This window comes from Leminorella grimontii (genome assembly GCF_039789245.1).
Classification (GTDB): domain Bacteria; phylum Pseudomonadota; class Gammaproteobacteria; order Enterobacterales; family Enterobacteriaceae; genus Leminorella; species Leminorella grimontii.
This window is the reverse complement of the sequence record NZ_CP146357.1, coordinates 1,868,249-1,883,619: the sequence shown is the minus strand read 5'-3', so window position 1 is coordinate 1,883,619 and position 15,371 is coordinate 1,868,249. Positions and strand designations below refer to the sequence as shown.

Below are 15,371 nucleotides of genomic sequence, written 5' to 3'. Positions count from 1 at the left end.
GGAAAGACAATGGAGTCCACTGTCGAATGAAATATCAATCAAAGAGCGCCGCTGCGGCGGTCTTTCTTAGCGTTACCGCTGCGTTCTGTGCGCAGAATGCGCTTGCAGCGCCCTCAGAGGGCTGCGCAATCAGCGAAAGCGTCAACGCCAATAACCACCTTATTCTTTTAAGTTACCCCTATACAACGCCCGTCAAGCGCGTTGAGACCTACACCGAAAGCGATGACACCGGCTCTGCCTTTTATTCGGTCTTTAACTATGACCGCTGCGGCCAGATCCTCGACATGCACTATCAGCTGGTAAAAAACGAGCAGCGCTTTATTCTGGATTCGGAATACGGCCTGACGAAAATGGACGACGGCTGGCTAAATAGTTACAGCGTCACTATGTATAACATCTTTGCCAAACAGCGGGTGCTGGCATTCGCGCGCGAAGGGACAACCCGCTATCGCACCGACGCTAACGGGCTTATCGTCGGATCAATAGAAAACTATACCGCCGGCAGCAAAGAAAAAATCGAAAGTGGTGAAACGCGTGGCAGCTATCTGTTAGACAGCGCAAAGCGTATTGCTAACGTAACCCTGCTCGGCTCGGACGGCGGTGATAATCGTTTTTTCTACAACGGCAGCGGCATGCCGTTTTCATTCACCAGCCCCAACTCCCATATTATTTATCTGTACGACAAACAGGGGCGTCAGGACAGTTCGCTCGAAATCAGCGTGTCATCGTTCTACTTCGGCAGCAAAAAAAGCGACTGTACGGAATGGAACTCCCATAACGACTGTACCAGAGCCGTCTCCGATGAAATTGAGCTGTTTCCTAACTATGCCGTTCAAAGGAAGAGTGCTTTTCGATCTACCTTTAGCTATTGGGATGACGAGGCAATAAATAAAGAAACGGTGTTGGCAGGAACAGAGTAATGGGAGATGTCGTTACTTTGCGGGCTTCTCACTGCCGCTATTCGCGGCAAGCCTGAATCTGCTTTCACTCCGCGTCGTCAATTGCGGACGCTTCGCTGCTCGTCCAGACAAAAGATGGCGCGGGTGACAAAGGGTGATGTTACCGCATCGCCGCCCGCTGGAAGCGTGTGTGCAGCTGAATGAGCAACATTTTAATTCGATTTTATTAGCTTCAAATTTTCGGCATAACTTTTATCTGCATCAAGTCCAAAGGCGCTGAAAATTTCTCTCTTAATGGATATATTTTTAGGGTTTCGTAAATCGTTCTTAATTTTATAATGATGATTGCTATTCCAATATGGTTGATTTGATTTTTCTGCTATACATTGCTCTAATTTTTCAATATCTAATCCAAAACCAATACTCTCGTTCCTATATGGGTTTTCTTCATAATACCCATATTGGTTTTTTTCGTTTTCCACAAGGTATTTATCAAATTTTGAAATGTTAGCTTCTTTAAATATTAATCCATATTGCAAGTAAACCGTCTCTCTGTCTTTTGAGCTAATACTTCTACCATAGGAAATAAGCATATCGCTGTAATCATTCAAATTTAGTTCTTTATGTCCAATTATTTTGTTCTCTCCATAGTAAAAGTGATTATCCATAATAGGTTGGGCTGGTAAGGCCGTGCAGTTGGATAATTCATTCAAATTAATACATTGGGTATCAGCTATTTTATGATATATTTTTACAATCAAAGCCTTACCCATGAAGTTGTCCAACCCGTAATTCTTCTTTAGCCTGAAATTTTTGTCTTTTCTCAATTTGGCAATATCTATTAATATCCGTCCAAAACCCCAATTCCTGCGCCCAATTTTGAAAATAAAAAAATCGCCCTCTTTAAATTTACAATGTTGGCGTTTGGCTGATTTAAATGATTCAATTTCAGATAAGTCTTCTTCGGTTGTTTCTGCAATCCATTGATCTATCCATTTTTTTAAATCTTCAATGGTTTTATCCTTGCCAAGATTTCCCGAGAAAAAAGTAGTTTGTGTTGTGTAGTTTGCAATAGAAATATAACCGGTTGACAAAAAATTGAAATACACGCCAAACGGGCTAAATGATTGCGTTGCTGTGAAATTTAATTTCTTTGGCTTTCCTCTTGCTGTTTTAGGAAGTAGTATCGTCCTGTTTTCAGATGTTTTTTCGCAAAGCTCTTGCTCTATGTAACTATTATTGGTTGCCACAATTTTCTTGCGAATAACGTCATTGTCGAAATAGAGATACATATCGTTCAACCTTACTAATTCCCAATGTTCTTCTACAGGAATAAGTCCTAAATATTTTCTCTGCTCGTTTGTTAGCTCAAATAATAATTTTCCCATTTATATCTCAATCGTTATTAATTTACTTGCTATCTGTCCTCACGGCTAACACTCAACATATCGCGGGTTGCTGACGGTAGGCCTGACGGACACTTCACTATCCGCCGTGGCAAAAGCTGGCATGGGCGACAGACAACAATGATACCATATCACCGCCCGCAGGAAACAGACGCTCAGTTGGACATTCTTAAAACGCTAATTATGAAACATACCATTTCTGTGCTGAATTAATATCTGGACAACAATAACCTCCCTCTTCGTTCACAGAACGCTTCAATAATTTTTTATCCCCCATGAAAAAACCATAACCCATTAATAAACATAATATTCATTTAAACATGGCGCCATAAAACACAAATTATTTCCGACAAAAATCACATTCCTGATAAAAACCCCTAGTCTTTCACTTTGCTTCAAGTAACCTGCTAATTCGAATTAGCACATAGAAAAACAAAAAATATCGCCTTTATACCTCTCTGCCTATCAAGGGGAACCGGTTTATAACCAACATAAAAGGGACCACTCTATGAAAGCGAACAAACTCCTCTTTACCCTAACCTTAGCCTGCGGGCTTACCTGCACCTCTGCCGCTCTTGCCGCGCAATATACGCTCAAAGTCGGGCACAGCGCCCAAACCTCTTTTCATATGCACAAAGCGTGGGAAAAATTTGCCGACGAGGTTAAAAAAGGGTCGAACGGCGAGATAGACGTTCAAATCTTCCCGGCGGACCAAATGGGCAACAGCCTCGAACAGCTCGAATACGTCCAAACCGGTACGCTGGACATGACCTCCCAATCAATGAGCCTGTTGGCCAACTGGGATAAAGCGTTCGGCATTACCGAAATGCCCTACGTCTTCACCAGCCGCGAAGAGGCGCTGAGCGTGCTCAACGGCGACTTTGGTCAATATCTGTTTAGCAAGCTTGAACCCCTGGAGCTTAAAGGACTGGCCGTGGCGGAAAACGGCTTTCGCCAGATAACCAATAACCGCGGGCCGATTTATAAGCCCGACGATCTGAAAAACCTGAAAATACGCACCATGCAGATAGACTCCCACATTCTCGCCTATCGTCACATGGGCGCAAACCCGACTCCCATGGCGTTCGGCGAGCTCTATTCGGCCCTGCAACAGGGCGTAGTCGACGGGCAGGACAACCCGCTAAGCCAAATTGTCACCAGCCGCTTTTATGAAGTGCAGAAATACGTTTCTCTGGCCAATATCGTTTATAGCACCGACGTCGTATTAATCGGCCTGAATAAATACAACTCGCTGCCGGAAAAATACCAAACGCTGATTAAAGATGCGATGAAATCCGCCATGGCCTATCAACAGGAGTTAATTAAGCAGGAAGAAGACGGCTACGTCGCTTTTCTGGAAAAGGCTGGGCTTAAAGTCAATTCGCTGTCGCCAGAGCAAATCGCCGCATTCAAAGAGAAGGTCAATGAGGTTCGTCCTCAGATGATTAAATCCATCGGCCAGGAAAACTGGGACAAGCTGGAGAGCAGCATTAAGGCATATCACGCTAATAAGCAGTAGATAAGGCATATAAAACCCGACCCTCACCTGCCTTCTGAAACAGGAAGGCGGGCATCCCATTGCCGGAAAACGCGTTATGAAAATTATTTACTATATTAACGAGAACCTCGAAAAAGGATTATTAATATTAACGCTGGGCCTGATGAGCGCATTTATCATTATTCAGGTCGTTATGCGCTACGTATTTCAATCCTCCCTGGCCTGGTCTGAAGAGTTTATCCGCTGGCTTTTTGTTTGGTTTATCTGGATTGGAATTAGTTACGGCTTTAAATTAAAAAAGCACGTTAGCATTCCGCTTATCGTCGATCTGTTCCCAGACAAAATCAGAAAAGGCATCGCCATATTCACTCAATTATCCATGGCCGTCTTTTTCATCTTTCTTTGCTACTACAGCTATAAGCAGGCCACGTCCCCGCTGGTGCTTCGCCAGTCTTCCGTCGTCCTTGCCTGGCCTATCGACAAACAGAACGTCAGCATGTTTTGGCTTTACGCCTCGATGCCTTTAGGCGCCCTGCTTTCCTCATTTCGCCTGTTTCAAAACGCCGTTCTGGATATCGGGCGTTTTAATAAACATTAAGGGGACATCATGGTTACGTTAGTTCTTTTTTCCGTTTTCCTGATCCTTCTGGTTCTGAACTATCCCATCGGCGTATGCATGGGAATAGCCACCTTTATCGTCATCTATTTTGTTCCCGGCGCGCCCGGCGGTATGGCGCTGCTGACGAAAAGCGCGGTCATGGGCGGCAACAACTTTCCGCTTATCGCCATCCCTATGTTTGTACTGGTAGGCGAAATTATGCAGACCGGCGGGCTGTCGCGCAGGATCATCGCCTCCGCCGCGCGCGTAGTTGGCAGCGTAAAAGCCGGGCTGGCCTACGTTAACGTGCTGGCCAGTATGATCTTCGCGGCTATTTCCGGCTCTTCTCCGGCGACCGTCGCCGCCATTGGCAGCAACATGATCCCCGAGATGAAGAAGTATGGCTACGACCCGACCTTTTCCACCGCCGTCACCGCGGCCTCCGGCACGCTGGGCGTAATGATCCCGCCGTCGATTCCCTTCATCATTTACGGCGTGACCGCCAGCGAATCCATCGGCGCGCTGTTTCTGGCCGGCATCGTGCCCGGCATTCTTTTCGCGCTGTTTTATGCCCTTCTGTCGCGCTACTTGTTGCGCCATCAGAAAAACGATCGGGAGCTGACGCAGGGAATAAAAGAAGAAGCGCCGCCCATCGCTGGCGGCATCGCCAACAGCAGCTGGTGGGCGCTCCTGGTGCCTATCATCATTCTCGGCGGCATCTACGGCGGCATATTCACGCCGACCGAAGCCGCTGGCGTTACCGTCGCCTATGCGCTGTTCGTCAGCCTGTTTATTTATAAAGAGCTTAAATGGTCAGACATGCCGGACATTCTGACCCGCACCAGCGTCACTTCCGTTTGCTGTCTTATCATGGTGGTCATGGCAAGCCCCTTCGGCAAGCTGTTGACCATTGAACAGGTGCCCAATCAGGTCGCTGAATTCATTACGTCTCTTTCCAACGATAAGTGGACGGTTATTTTACTTATCAACCTGATGCTGCTGGTCGTCGGCATGTTTATGGACACCATTGCCGCCATTATTATCCTGACGCCCATCCTGCTGCCGGTTATGGTCGGCTTCGGCGTCAATCCCGTCCACTTCGGCGTCATCTTAACTTGCAATCTAGCCATCGGTTTTTGTACGCCGCCGCTCGGCATCAACCTGTTTGTCGCCAGCAATATTAGTGAAATCCCCATAGCCCGAGTGATTAAGGCCATATTCCCCTTCCTGTTGGTCATGCTGCTGGCGCTGGCGCTCATCAGCTATATCCCGGCTATTTCTCTTTATTTGCCGTCCGTACTGAATTCATAGCGATGGAATCGTTTTTAGTTAATCTCTGACGAGGAAAATATGGAAAAGAAAAAGGTGTTAGTAACCGCAACAAACTACTCGCGGCTGTGCGCTGCGGGGAAAAAGCTGCTTGAAGAACACGGCTGTGAAATTATTGAGAACCCGTTCGGGCGCCCGATGACGTTTTCCGAACTGCAAGAGTTCGCACCGCAGGCCGACGCCGTGGTAGCCGGCGTTGACGACTGGAACAGCAGCATATTTAGCCTGACGCCCAGGCTGAAGGCAATTTGTCGTTTTGGCGTCGGCGTTGACAATATTAATCTTGAAGATGCTTCAAAAGCCAACATCAAGGTCACCAACGCTGCGGGTATGAATGCCAACGCCGTAGCGGAATTAACCATCGGACTGTTGATATCCGCCATGCGCAACATCCCTCAGCTTTATCAAACCACGCAGCAAGGGCAATGGGATCGCTTCGTCGGTGACGAGCTGATAAACAGAAAGGTCGGCCTGCTGGGCTTTGGCAACATCGCCCGCTGCGTGGCGAAAAAGCTGATGGGTTTTGATGTTGACGTATCGGCCTACGACAAGTATCCCAACCTTGAGGCCGCGCGGGCGCTCAACGTCACAATTTGCGATAAAGAGGAGATCTTGCGCACCTCCGACGTCGTCATTCTGCTGCTCCCCAGCCTGAAAGAGACCTACCATTTTATGAATGACGACGCCTTCAGCATGATGAAGCCCGGAAGCTATTTCATCAATACCGCCAGAGGCGCGCTGGTGGATGAGGCCGCGCTCTACCGTGCGCTTACCTCCGGCAGGCTTTCCGGGGCGGCAATCGACGTTTACGAGGCTGAACCAACGCAAAAAGGCAATCCGCTATTTACGCTCGACAACGTCATCACTACGCCCCACACCGCCGCAGAAACCTATAAAACCTATCACGATATCGGACTTTTGACCGCACAGGCGATTCTGGACGTGTTCAACGGGCGAGAACCCAAGAATTTATTAAATTGAAATAAGCAACAGGAGACTTCATGAAGACTATTAACGGCATTATTCCGGTTATGCTGACCCCCTTTACCCCGGATAATAAAATCGACTACCCCAGTCTGGATCGCCTTATTGAATGGTATATCGCCAGCGGTATTGACGCGCTGTTTGCCGTCTGCCAGTCCAGCGAGATGATTTATCTCTCTTTGGAAGAGCGCGTGGAACTTTCCCGCTACGTGATAAAACAGGTCAACGGGCGCGTGCCGGTTATCTCTTCCGGCCACATCAGCGACGAGCTGGAAGACCAGAAGCGCGAGCTGCTGGCCGTGGCGCAAACCGGCCCGGACGCCTTGGTTTTAGTGACCAACCATCTGGATCCTAAAAACGAGGGAACAGAGGTCTTTTTATCCAATCTGCGGGCGCTGTTGGATACGCTGCCGCCAGAGCTTCCGCTGGGGCTTTACGAGTGCCCGGCCCCCTATCGCCGCCTGTTGACGGATGAAGAGCTGACGTTTTGCGCCAACAGCGGGCGCTTTGTGGTGATAAAAGACGTTAGCTGCGATCTGGCGACCGTTCAACGCCGCCTGTCGCTGACAAAAAATACGCCGCTAAGCATCGTCAACGCCAATGCGGCTATCGCCTATCCCGCGATGTTAGCAGGCGCGCGCGGATTTTGCGGCGTAATGGCCAACGTGCATCCTGAACTTTACGTATGGCTGCAGTCACAGGGAAGCCGCCGTTCAGCGTTAGCCGACGAAGTAGCCCGCTTTCTTTCGCTGTCTGCGCTGGTTGAGAAATGCGGCTATCCCAAAAATGCCAAAATTTATCAACAGCGTCTGGGCATTTTCAAAAGCACACACTGCCGGGTGACCGCAGATGACGTGTTGGAAACCCAGTGGGCGCTCAGCGTTATTCTGGATCAGATCCGCGAAGGCACGGAAGACTATCAGCGTAAAGTCGGACTGAGGCCCTGATCGCTTGAATGTTCATTCGCGCGCGGGTTTTCCACGCCGCGCGCGAATCGTTTTCATCGATTGTTTCTTTCGCCAAACTCCTTCAGAATGACCGCTTTCGTGCGTTTTTATTACGCGCCGTTCTCGTTTCCTCATCAAAAGGTTCACTAGCGCTATGGCTAAAACCGCTGAAGAAATCGCGCAGGCTCTTAACGTCTCTATCACCACGGTTCGTCTGGTGTTGACCAACAAAGCGGAACAATATCGCATCAGTCCGGCTACCCAAAAAAAGGTTGAAGACTACGTCGCAGAGCATGGCTATACGCTGAACTACACGGCTCGCAGCCTGAGAATGAAAAAAACCTACACGCTGGGGCTTGTCGTTCCCAGACTGTCCAACCCTTTTTTCGCCAAGCTGTCGGAAAAGCTGGAGACGCGCTGTCGTCAGGAGGGCTATCAGCTCATGACCAGCTGCACTTATGGCGACGAGGCCTACGAGAACCGGTTGGTAAAAGCGCTGGAAGAACGCAACGTTGACGGCATATTCATTGCGCCGACGTCTAAAAAAAGTCAGGAACACCACGTAAAGCATCGAAAAAAGCCGCTGGTGTTTCTCGACCGCGACTTCGGCAGCACGCTGCCAAACATTGCTGCTATCGTGACGGACAACCTCGACGCCGGCTTTACGCTAACCGACGCCATGCTCAGGCAGCAGCCTTCGCCCGTTCACTTCTTCGCCGGCAATCCAACGCTGCCGACCATCGTTGCTCGCATGGAGGGCTACCGTCAGGCAATAACGTCTGTCGAAAAGCGCCGGGAAGACGACCTCATTTCCTGTAGCCCCTATGACGCCATCGACGACGGGGAACTGATGATGAATGCCTTTATCGATCGACACGGTTGTACGCCAAAGGCGCTTATCGCCTCTTCGCTGACGGTGATGGAAGGCGCGCTTTTTGCCGTTAAAAATCGGCTCGGCGCAATTCCTCCGGAAATGAATATTGGCACCTTCGATGAGTACGTGATGCTGAGCTTTTTAACCAACCGCGTATGGTCTATGCGCCAAGATAAGGAGGCGCTGGCGGCTAACGCGTTCAACGCGATGGAAGAGCAGATTGCCGGCCGTCCGAAGTTTGGCCTTCAGGTATGCAGGGCGACGCTGATGTCGCCCTTGCCCTAAACGCGCGCGTTACCTAGCCAGCGGTTGGGATAAATCAGCCGATTTCCAGACGAACTTCTCGATAAACGCCTTCGAGCCCCGCTGATTCTCTGGATATTTCTTTTGAGAGGCGCTGCGCAGCAGCATTAACTGCTCGCCTCGCTGAACGGCCACCAAGTAGAGACCGTCGACATATTCATTGTTCACCACTTTGAACGACCACGCGGTTCCCGCCTTGGCGAATGATCCCTCAGCCAACGTTATGGGAGAAGCTTTACCCGTTTCCACGGTCGAAAACCTTCGGTTCAAATATTGTTGCAGCTGTTCGCCAAACTGCGGCGTTGAGGTTGAGGCTTTCGGCCTTTTTTCAATTTCCAGCGATACCAGTTGGCCGGTTTTCAAATTGTGATAATAGAATTGCGTTTCACCGTCCGCTTCCAGATGAAAGTCACCGATCCTCACAGGCAGGGTCAGGTCGTACGTTTTGCTGACGACGGCGGTATTGTCCTGCGTGAACGCCCAGTATCGGCCAAAAAATCCGGACGTCACCACCGCCTTATCAAGCTCTTTCCCCCGCTCAGTTCGCCCTTCGCTCCAGGCGACATCCGCAACGTATTTCAAAGCGGTATCATAAACGCTGTAATCGCCGTTGTGGCTGTACTTCTGCATCTCCATCATGCTGTTCAGCGATTGGCTGGCTTTTTGCAGATCGTTCATCCGATACTGAGCGATACCCAGCGCGCCGTAAAGCTGTACCAGCTCATAGGGAAATTTGGCGTCATTTAATGCCTGCGTCGCCTGTTCGATAACCTCCTCCCATGGAGAATCCCCCATACGCAGGCTGCTGGGCGACAGTTTATCCAGACGTTCTTTCATCGTCATTTTCCCGTACAGTTTGGGGGCGTCGTCCCACGTCAGCGCGGCGAACAGCTTTTCAATCTTGGGCGTCATCGCCGACACTTTATCTTCGTAGACGTTAACCTGCGCTTCCAGCATCCACTCCCCTCGCGCCACGGCCCAGCGTGCGCGAACGTCAGCGGGATGTTCATCGTTTCCTGGCAATACCTTCGACGTTCTTGCCGATACGGCCTGCGGAAAACTCAGCGTCGGAAGCGAATTATTTATCGCCTCCTTATCAGATTTCGTTTGGTAGTCCAGCCAATGGTCGAGGTTCTTCTGCGCAAAGGATGGGCCACCCTGCGGCGGATCGTCCGGATCGCGATAGTCCGGTTCACGATATGAAACGGAAAAGCTCAGCATCGCGGCGCTATCCAGCCCTCTGTCGCGAATATAGGTTATCTCGGCCCTGTCGCAGCGTTCGTCAGCCGGATCGAAGCTCGCCAACACCCATCCGTCCTGAACGAGGGGAAAACTCATCTTCGCCAACGAGTAGTCGAGCCGGTGAGTTTGTTCATCTATGGTCCATATTTGAGGCCAGGCCCGAGACTGGAGAAACATCTGCATCTGAAGCCGATAGACGTCGTTAATCCGCCCGGCATTGGAGGCATCGGAAATAGCAATATTCAGCCACTTGTCAGGCTCGGAAGCGACAACGCCCCAGGGCTTGTTGGCAAACTCTTCCGCCAGCTGGCTGGCCTCAGAGAACTTATGCTGCTTTTCCAACAGATACAGTATCAGCTCAATGGTATGCTGATACTCATACATGTTGAAAGCGGGCATCGAATCCGCCGTTTGGCGCGCGCGCTGGGCCAGCCTCAGCGCGTTCGATAGCTCCCCTTTTCGCCCCTGCTCTACCGCGGCGTCAATGTCTGCCCGCCAGCTTAGATATGACAGGCGCTGCTTCTCTTTTTCTGCGCTGCTCATATCGGGGCTGCCTTCTTCATTCAGCCACTGCTGCACCATCGATTCGCCATAGGTTGCTTCTTTTGCATAGCCGGAAAGGCTGAAGGCGCCCAAAAGAACGCACAGCAGTAAAGGGGACGTTTTCATAACTACATTCCGTAAAAAAGAGTACCTAATAATTGCCCTTATCATTATAGAGCGTCAATGATTGCTATCATGATTTTAGCAGTCTACAATCCCCGCCTTGGGAAAACGTTCCCAAAGTCGCGCCAAAGGGCTATGTCCCGCGCGGCTCTGACCTGCGATCAGACAATACAGAGATAACCTATGTTTAAACCGGAACTTCTTTCTCCGGCCGGTACGCTGAAAAATATGCGCTATGCCTTTGCTTACGGCGCAGACGCAGTGTATGCCGGCCAGCCGCGCTATAGCCTTCGAGTGCGTAACAACGAATTCAACCACCAGAACCTTCAGTTGGGCATTAATGAAGCCCATGCGCTGGGCAAAAAGTTTTACGTGGTAGTGAATATCGCGCCCCATAACGCCAAGCTGAAAACCTTTATTCGCGACCTGACGCCGGTAGTGGAAATGGGGCCCGACGCGCTGATCATGTCCGATCCCGGGCTCATCATGATGGTGCGCGAAGCCTTCCCCCATATGGACGTTCACCTGTCCGTTCAGGCCAACGCCGTCAACTGGGCGACGGTCAAGTTTTGGAAGCAAATGGGGCTGACCCGCATCATTCTTTCGCGCGAGCTGTCTTTGGACGAGATCGCAGAGATCCGCCAGCAGGTGCCCGACATCGAGCTGGAAGTTTTTGTTCACGGTGCGCTTTGCATGGCCTATTCCGGCCGCTGCCTGCTTTCCGGCTATATCAACAAGCGAGATCCCAATCAGGGCACCTGTACCAACGCCTGCCGTTGGGAGTATAAGGTTCAGGAAGGCAAAGAGGACGACGTCGGCAACATCGTTCATATTCATGAGCCGATTGCGGTGAAAAACGTGGAGCCGACCCTCGGCGCAGGCGAACCGACGGATAAAGTGTTTATGCTGGAAGAGTCCATGCGCCCGGGCGAGTACATGAGCGCCTTTGAAGACGAGCACGGTACCTACATCATGAACTCCAAGGATTTGCGCGCCATTCAGCACGTCGCCCGCCTGACCGAGCTTGGCGTACATTCGCTGAAAATTGAAGGCAGAACCAAGTCGTTCTACTACTGTGCGCGTACGGCTCAGGTATATCGCCGCGCTATCGACGACGCCGTCGCCGGCAAGCCGTTTGACGACTCGCTGTTAACGACGCTTGAGTCCCTCGCCCACCGCGGCTACACCGAAGGCTTTCTGCGTCGCCACGTACACGATGAATACCAAAACTATGACTACGGCTATTCGGTGTCCGACCGTCAGCAGTTCGTCGGCGAATTTACCGGAGAGCGTCGTGACGGCATGGCGGCCGTTGAGGTGAAAAACAAGTTTTCCGTCGGCGACAGCGTTGAGATGATGACGCCGCAGGGCAACGTTCACTTTGTGATTAAGGAAATGCTAAATCGCAAGGGTGAAGCGACCGACGTCGCGCCGGGAAACGGGCATCTGGTTTATCTGCCGGTGCCTGACGACGTCAGCCTTGAGTATGCTTTGTTGATGCGTAATCTCGGTGACGGAAACGACACGCGCAATCCCCACAGTGCATCCAACAATGCATAAAACGGCGTTTCCGCAAGCTGAGTGAGTAAAAAAACGTCATGATGTGTAAATTTTTAGAAACCGATCACATCTATGAGGAAAAAAATAGACTAACATCGCAGTCCTAAAGATTAATAACTAGATGTGTTCCTATTATCTGTTTAATAGAAACCACCTCCTTACCAGTCCAATCTCCCTTGGGCTGGTTTCTTTTTTTAAGGGGGTATAGAAACGGGGTATAGAAACTCCGCTTGTGCTTTTCAGCCCCCTATTCCCCATCAGAGAATTTTCTTAAAATTTAATTCGATACGTCTAACGTTGAGCGTGGGCAATGCTTGATATTTACCCTATTGCTGGCAAACATATTTTTGATAATTTCGGTCTGCGTTAAGCCACGCAGACCGAAAAGAATAAAGAAAGTGGGGAGCGGAAAGGCGCTTAGCGGCTGCCTTGGAGATGTTCTTCGCGGATCGAGTGCTGCATTTTCTGCCAAATAACGCCGCTTGCCTTACCGTAGTGGCGAACGCATTCCATCACCTGATCGTGCAGTTTTTCTCGACTGATATCCGCCAGGCGACGGTAAAAATTCAGCGCCAGCTGCCTTGCTTCCGGGTTGGCGAAATAGTGACGCCCCACGCGCATATACAGCCCCTTGATGCCGTTTAAGATCAGGCCGTAAATAGGATTGCCGGAGGCAAACGCCAGTCCGCGGAAAATATTGTAATCAAGCTCGGTAAAGCTTTCCGGCCGCTCTTCCGACAAATCCGCCAGCGCCAGCACTTCTTGCGCCTTTTCCGGGTTTTGGCGCACCGCCGCGCGGATGAAAATAGCGGCGATATTGGTTCTTACCGCCAGCAGGTTGTCCATCAATTGGGGAACGCTGTCGTGGTCCAGGCGCGCCAGCGTCTCCAGCAGGCTCAGGCTGGACGTTTCCCAAAAATTGTTCACTCGCGTCGGCTTACCGTGTTGAATCGTCAACCAACCGTCTCTGGCCAAGCGCTGAAGTACTTCTCGCAGCGTGGTTCGAGTTACGCCAATCAGTTCGGACAGCTCCCGTTCAGCGGGAAGAATAGAACCGGGTGGAAAGCGATTGTTCCAGATGCTTTCAATTAAATACTCTTCCGCAAATCCAGCCGGGCTCTGCGCTTTAATCACCATAAAAGCGTTATTCCATCAGGGTACACATAGATAGGCTGCATCATATCAGAAGCCTATAGCCGGACATAGCGGCAATAGAAGCCTTTGGAACAAACTGTGGATTGGATTACAAAAATATGTTTTTTTGAAAAGGCTCTCGCTAAAACGGTACATTAGCGACCATAGTTTCAGACAGGAACGATAATTCTTTAACATAAATGACATTTGAAAGATGGTTTTAGTATAAATCTGGTTTACACTAGGCCGCATGAACAATTGCACAAACGCAATAAAGTGAAGGAATCATGTTATCTTTTCTGAATGGCTGTTCTAAAGGGCGCGGCGCGTGGTTTCTGCTGGCTCTCAGCGTTATTATTTTTGAGGGTGTCGCCCTTTATTTTCAGCACGTCATGCTGCTTCGCCCCTGCGTCCTTTGTATTTATGAACGCTGTGCTCTGTTCGGCATTTTGGGCGCAGCTCTCATCGGTATGATTGCGCCATCGTCGACGGTGCTTCGCTATCTGGCCATTATCGTTTGGATTTACAGCGCAATCGAAGGCGTTTTGCTGACCTGGAAGCACACCATGATGCAGCTTTACCCTTCACCAATGAACGTGTGCGATTTCTTCGTCAGCTTCCCTTCCTGGCTACCTCTGGATAAATGGATCCCGTCGGTATTTGTCGCTAACGGCGACTGCTCGGAAAAGCAGTGGTCCTTCCTGTCGATGGAAATGCCCCAGTGGCTGCTGATCATTTTCGGCGTTTACCTGTTAATCGCTCTGCTGGTCGTTCTCGCCCAGTTCGTTAAACCGAAAAGACGCTATTTTTCTTAACTAGTCACAATCTTTTATGTAACGGCGCCAATGGCGCCGTTGTCTTATCCAACGACCAAGCGCTTCACTCACAGCCTACTGCGCCTCCAGGCTTTCTTGCATTTTCAACGCCTCGATGCAGCGTAGCAAGCAGCATACGGGACTGTTCTCAACCGGCTGTTCTGACGTCACCAGCGTGATGTCTCGGTAAAACGCGGGCTCGAGCGCAATAGCGCGCATATCGGCTGCCAGCGAATTGAGCGCCAGCCCCGGCAGCAGCGCGATCCCCAATCCTTGACGAATAAAGCTTAGCGCCGTGCTGGGGTGGTTAAATTCGTACTGAACGTTGGGTATGACGTTCCTTTCCTTAAACAGCGTCATAATGCTCAGCTCATAGCGCCCCTTGCTGACTATCAGCGGCTCTTTGCTTAACTCCTCTACGCTGACTGCGGAACGTTCGGCAAACGGATGTGAGTCAGGCACGACGACGGTGAATCGGTCCTTATAAACAAGCGTGCTGCTCATATCGTTGACGGGGAAGTGAACAAATCCGGCGTCAATCTCCTGCCGCTGGAGCGCGCTCATAATCTCTACGCTGTTGGCCTCATAGAGAGTAATTTTGATTTTTGGGTGGTGCGTCTCAAAGTAACGAACAACCTGAGGCAAAATGCGTGAGCACACGCTGGGAAAACAGCCTACGCTAAGCGTTCTGCTGGGCGCTTCTTTTTCCTGTTCGGCCAGTTCGCGGATCGTCGCCACTTCCTGCATAACGGTACGAACGTGGGCAACGATGCGCTCTCCGAACGCCGTAAGGCGCAGCGGCTTACCCTTTTCACGCGTCAGGATCGCCACGCCGAGCTCATCCTCCATAGCCAGGACGGCCTGGCTGACGGCGGACTGCGTCATATGTAACCGCCTCCCCGCTTCCGTAAAGCTAGCGTACTCCAGTACGGCAATAAGCACGTTCATTTGCGTCAATGTCATAATGAATAACTAATGATATTTATTAAAATGATTAATTTTACTAATACTGAGTGAGGGACTAGAATTTTTCCGTTATTTAAATCACAAAATGATGCATGGTTTCGATTTATTCATAGATATTTAATAAGCGTACTTCCCCCTGTTACGCCCAAA

General features: G+C 50.2%; 13 protein-coding genes. 9 read left to right on the top strand and 4 right to left on the bottom strand.

Going from position 1 to position 15,371, the window contains the following annotated elements; translation table 11 throughout:
- Window positions 1–26 precede the first annotated feature (26 nt).
- Window positions 27–920 (top strand): hypothetical protein, encoded by an 894-nt coding sequence (locus tag V8L73_RS08925; protein WP_347254670.1) that lies wholly within the window; start codon window positions 27–29, stop codon window positions 918–920.
- Between the two features lie 191 nt (window positions 921–1,111).
- On the opposite strand, the gene V8L73_RS08920 is transcribed toward V8L73_RS08925, so the two are convergent.
- Window positions 1,112–2,287: an immunity 26/phosphotriesterase HocA family protein gene (locus V8L73_RS08920; protein WP_347254669.1), complete on the bottom strand. Its 1,176-nt coding sequence runs from the start codon at window positions 2,285–2,287 to the stop codon at window positions 1,112–1,114.
- 526 nt (window positions 2,288–2,813) lie between these two features.
- Between V8L73_RS08920 and V8L73_RS08915 the strand changes: the two genes are divergently transcribed.
- From V8L73_RS08915 to V8L73_RS08890, 6 genes are all read left to right on the top strand, one after another.
- Window positions 2,814–3,824, top strand: coding sequence for a TRAP transporter substrate-binding protein (locus tag V8L73_RS08915; RefSeq protein WP_036023121.1), 1,011 nt, complete (start codon window positions 2,814–2,816; stop codon window positions 3,822–3,824).
- A 76-nt stretch (window positions 3,825–3,900) separates the two neighbouring features.
- Window positions 3,901–4,401 carry a TRAP transporter small permease gene (locus V8L73_RS08910; RefSeq protein ID WP_051155548.1) on the top strand — a complete coding sequence of 167 codons (501 nt, stop codon included), beginning with the start codon at window positions 3,901–3,903 and terminating at the stop codon, window positions 4,399–4,401.
- Between the two features lie 9 nt (window positions 4,402–4,410).
- The gene (locus V8L73_RS08905; RefSeq protein ID WP_347254668.1) at window positions 4,411–5,712 is read left to right on the top strand and encodes a TRAP transporter large permease; all 1,302 of its coding nucleotides are present in this window, start codon (window positions 4,411–4,413) and stop codon (window positions 5,710–5,712) included.
- Between the two features lie 39 nt (window positions 5,713–5,751).
- Window positions 5,752–6,711: a phosphoglycerate dehydrogenase gene (locus V8L73_RS08900; RefSeq protein WP_261831028.1), complete on the top strand. Its 960-nt coding sequence runs from the start codon at window positions 5,752–5,754 to the stop codon at window positions 6,709–6,711.
- Between the two features lie 20 nt (window positions 6,712–6,731).
- Window positions 6,732–7,661, top strand: a complete 930-nt coding sequence (locus V8L73_RS08895; protein WP_027273306.1) for a dihydrodipicolinate synthase family protein — start codon at window positions 6,732–6,734, stop codon at window positions 7,659–7,661.
- A 154-nt stretch (window positions 7,662–7,815) separates the two neighbouring features.
- Window positions 7,816–8,820 (top strand): LacI family DNA-binding transcriptional regulator, encoded by a 1,005-nt coding sequence (locus V8L73_RS08890; RefSeq protein WP_347254667.1) that lies wholly within the window; start codon window positions 7,816–7,818, stop codon window positions 8,818–8,820.
- A 9-nt stretch (window positions 8,821–8,829) separates the two neighbouring features.
- Here the strand turns inward: V8L73_RS08890 and V8L73_RS08885 are convergent, their stop codons facing one another.
- Window positions 8,830–10,749, bottom strand: a complete 1,920-nt coding sequence (locus V8L73_RS08885; protein WP_347254666.1) for a hypothetical protein — start codon at window positions 10,747–10,749, stop codon at window positions 8,830–8,832.
- Between the two features lie 180 nt (window positions 10,750–10,929).
- Between V8L73_RS08885 and yegQ the strand changes: the two genes are divergently transcribed.
- Window positions 10,930–12,306 carry a tRNA 5-hydroxyuridine modification protein YegQ gene (yegQ, locus tag V8L73_RS08880; RefSeq protein ID WP_261831031.1) on the top strand — a complete coding sequence of 459 codons (1,377 nt, stop codon included), beginning with the start codon at window positions 10,930–10,932 and terminating at the stop codon, window positions 12,304–12,306.
- A 417-nt stretch (window positions 12,307–12,723) separates the two neighbouring features.
- Here the strand turns inward: yegQ and fadR are convergent, their stop codons facing one another.
- Entirely contained in the window at window positions 12,724–13,443 is a 720-nt protein-coding gene (gene fadR, locus V8L73_RS08875) for a fatty acid metabolism transcriptional regulator FadR (RefSeq protein ID WP_027273310.1), read from the bottom strand.
- 284 nt (window positions 13,444–13,727) lie between these two features.
- Here fadR and dsbB point away from each other — a divergent pair, with 284 nt between their 5' ends.
- Window positions 13,728–14,255, top strand: coding sequence for a disulfide bond formation protein DsbB (gene dsbB, locus V8L73_RS08870; RefSeq protein ID WP_027273311.1), 528 nt, complete (start codon window positions 13,728–13,730; stop codon window positions 14,253–14,255).
- 75 nt (window positions 14,256–14,330) lie between these two features.
- Here dsbB and V8L73_RS08865 read toward each other — a convergent pair whose 3' ends face one another.
- On the bottom strand, window positions 14,331–15,218 hold the full coding sequence (locus tag V8L73_RS08865; protein ID WP_347254665.1) for a LysR family transcriptional regulator: 888 nt from the start codon (window positions 15,216–15,218) through the stop codon (window positions 14,331–14,333).
- Window positions 15,219–15,371: the final 153 nt, after the last annotated feature.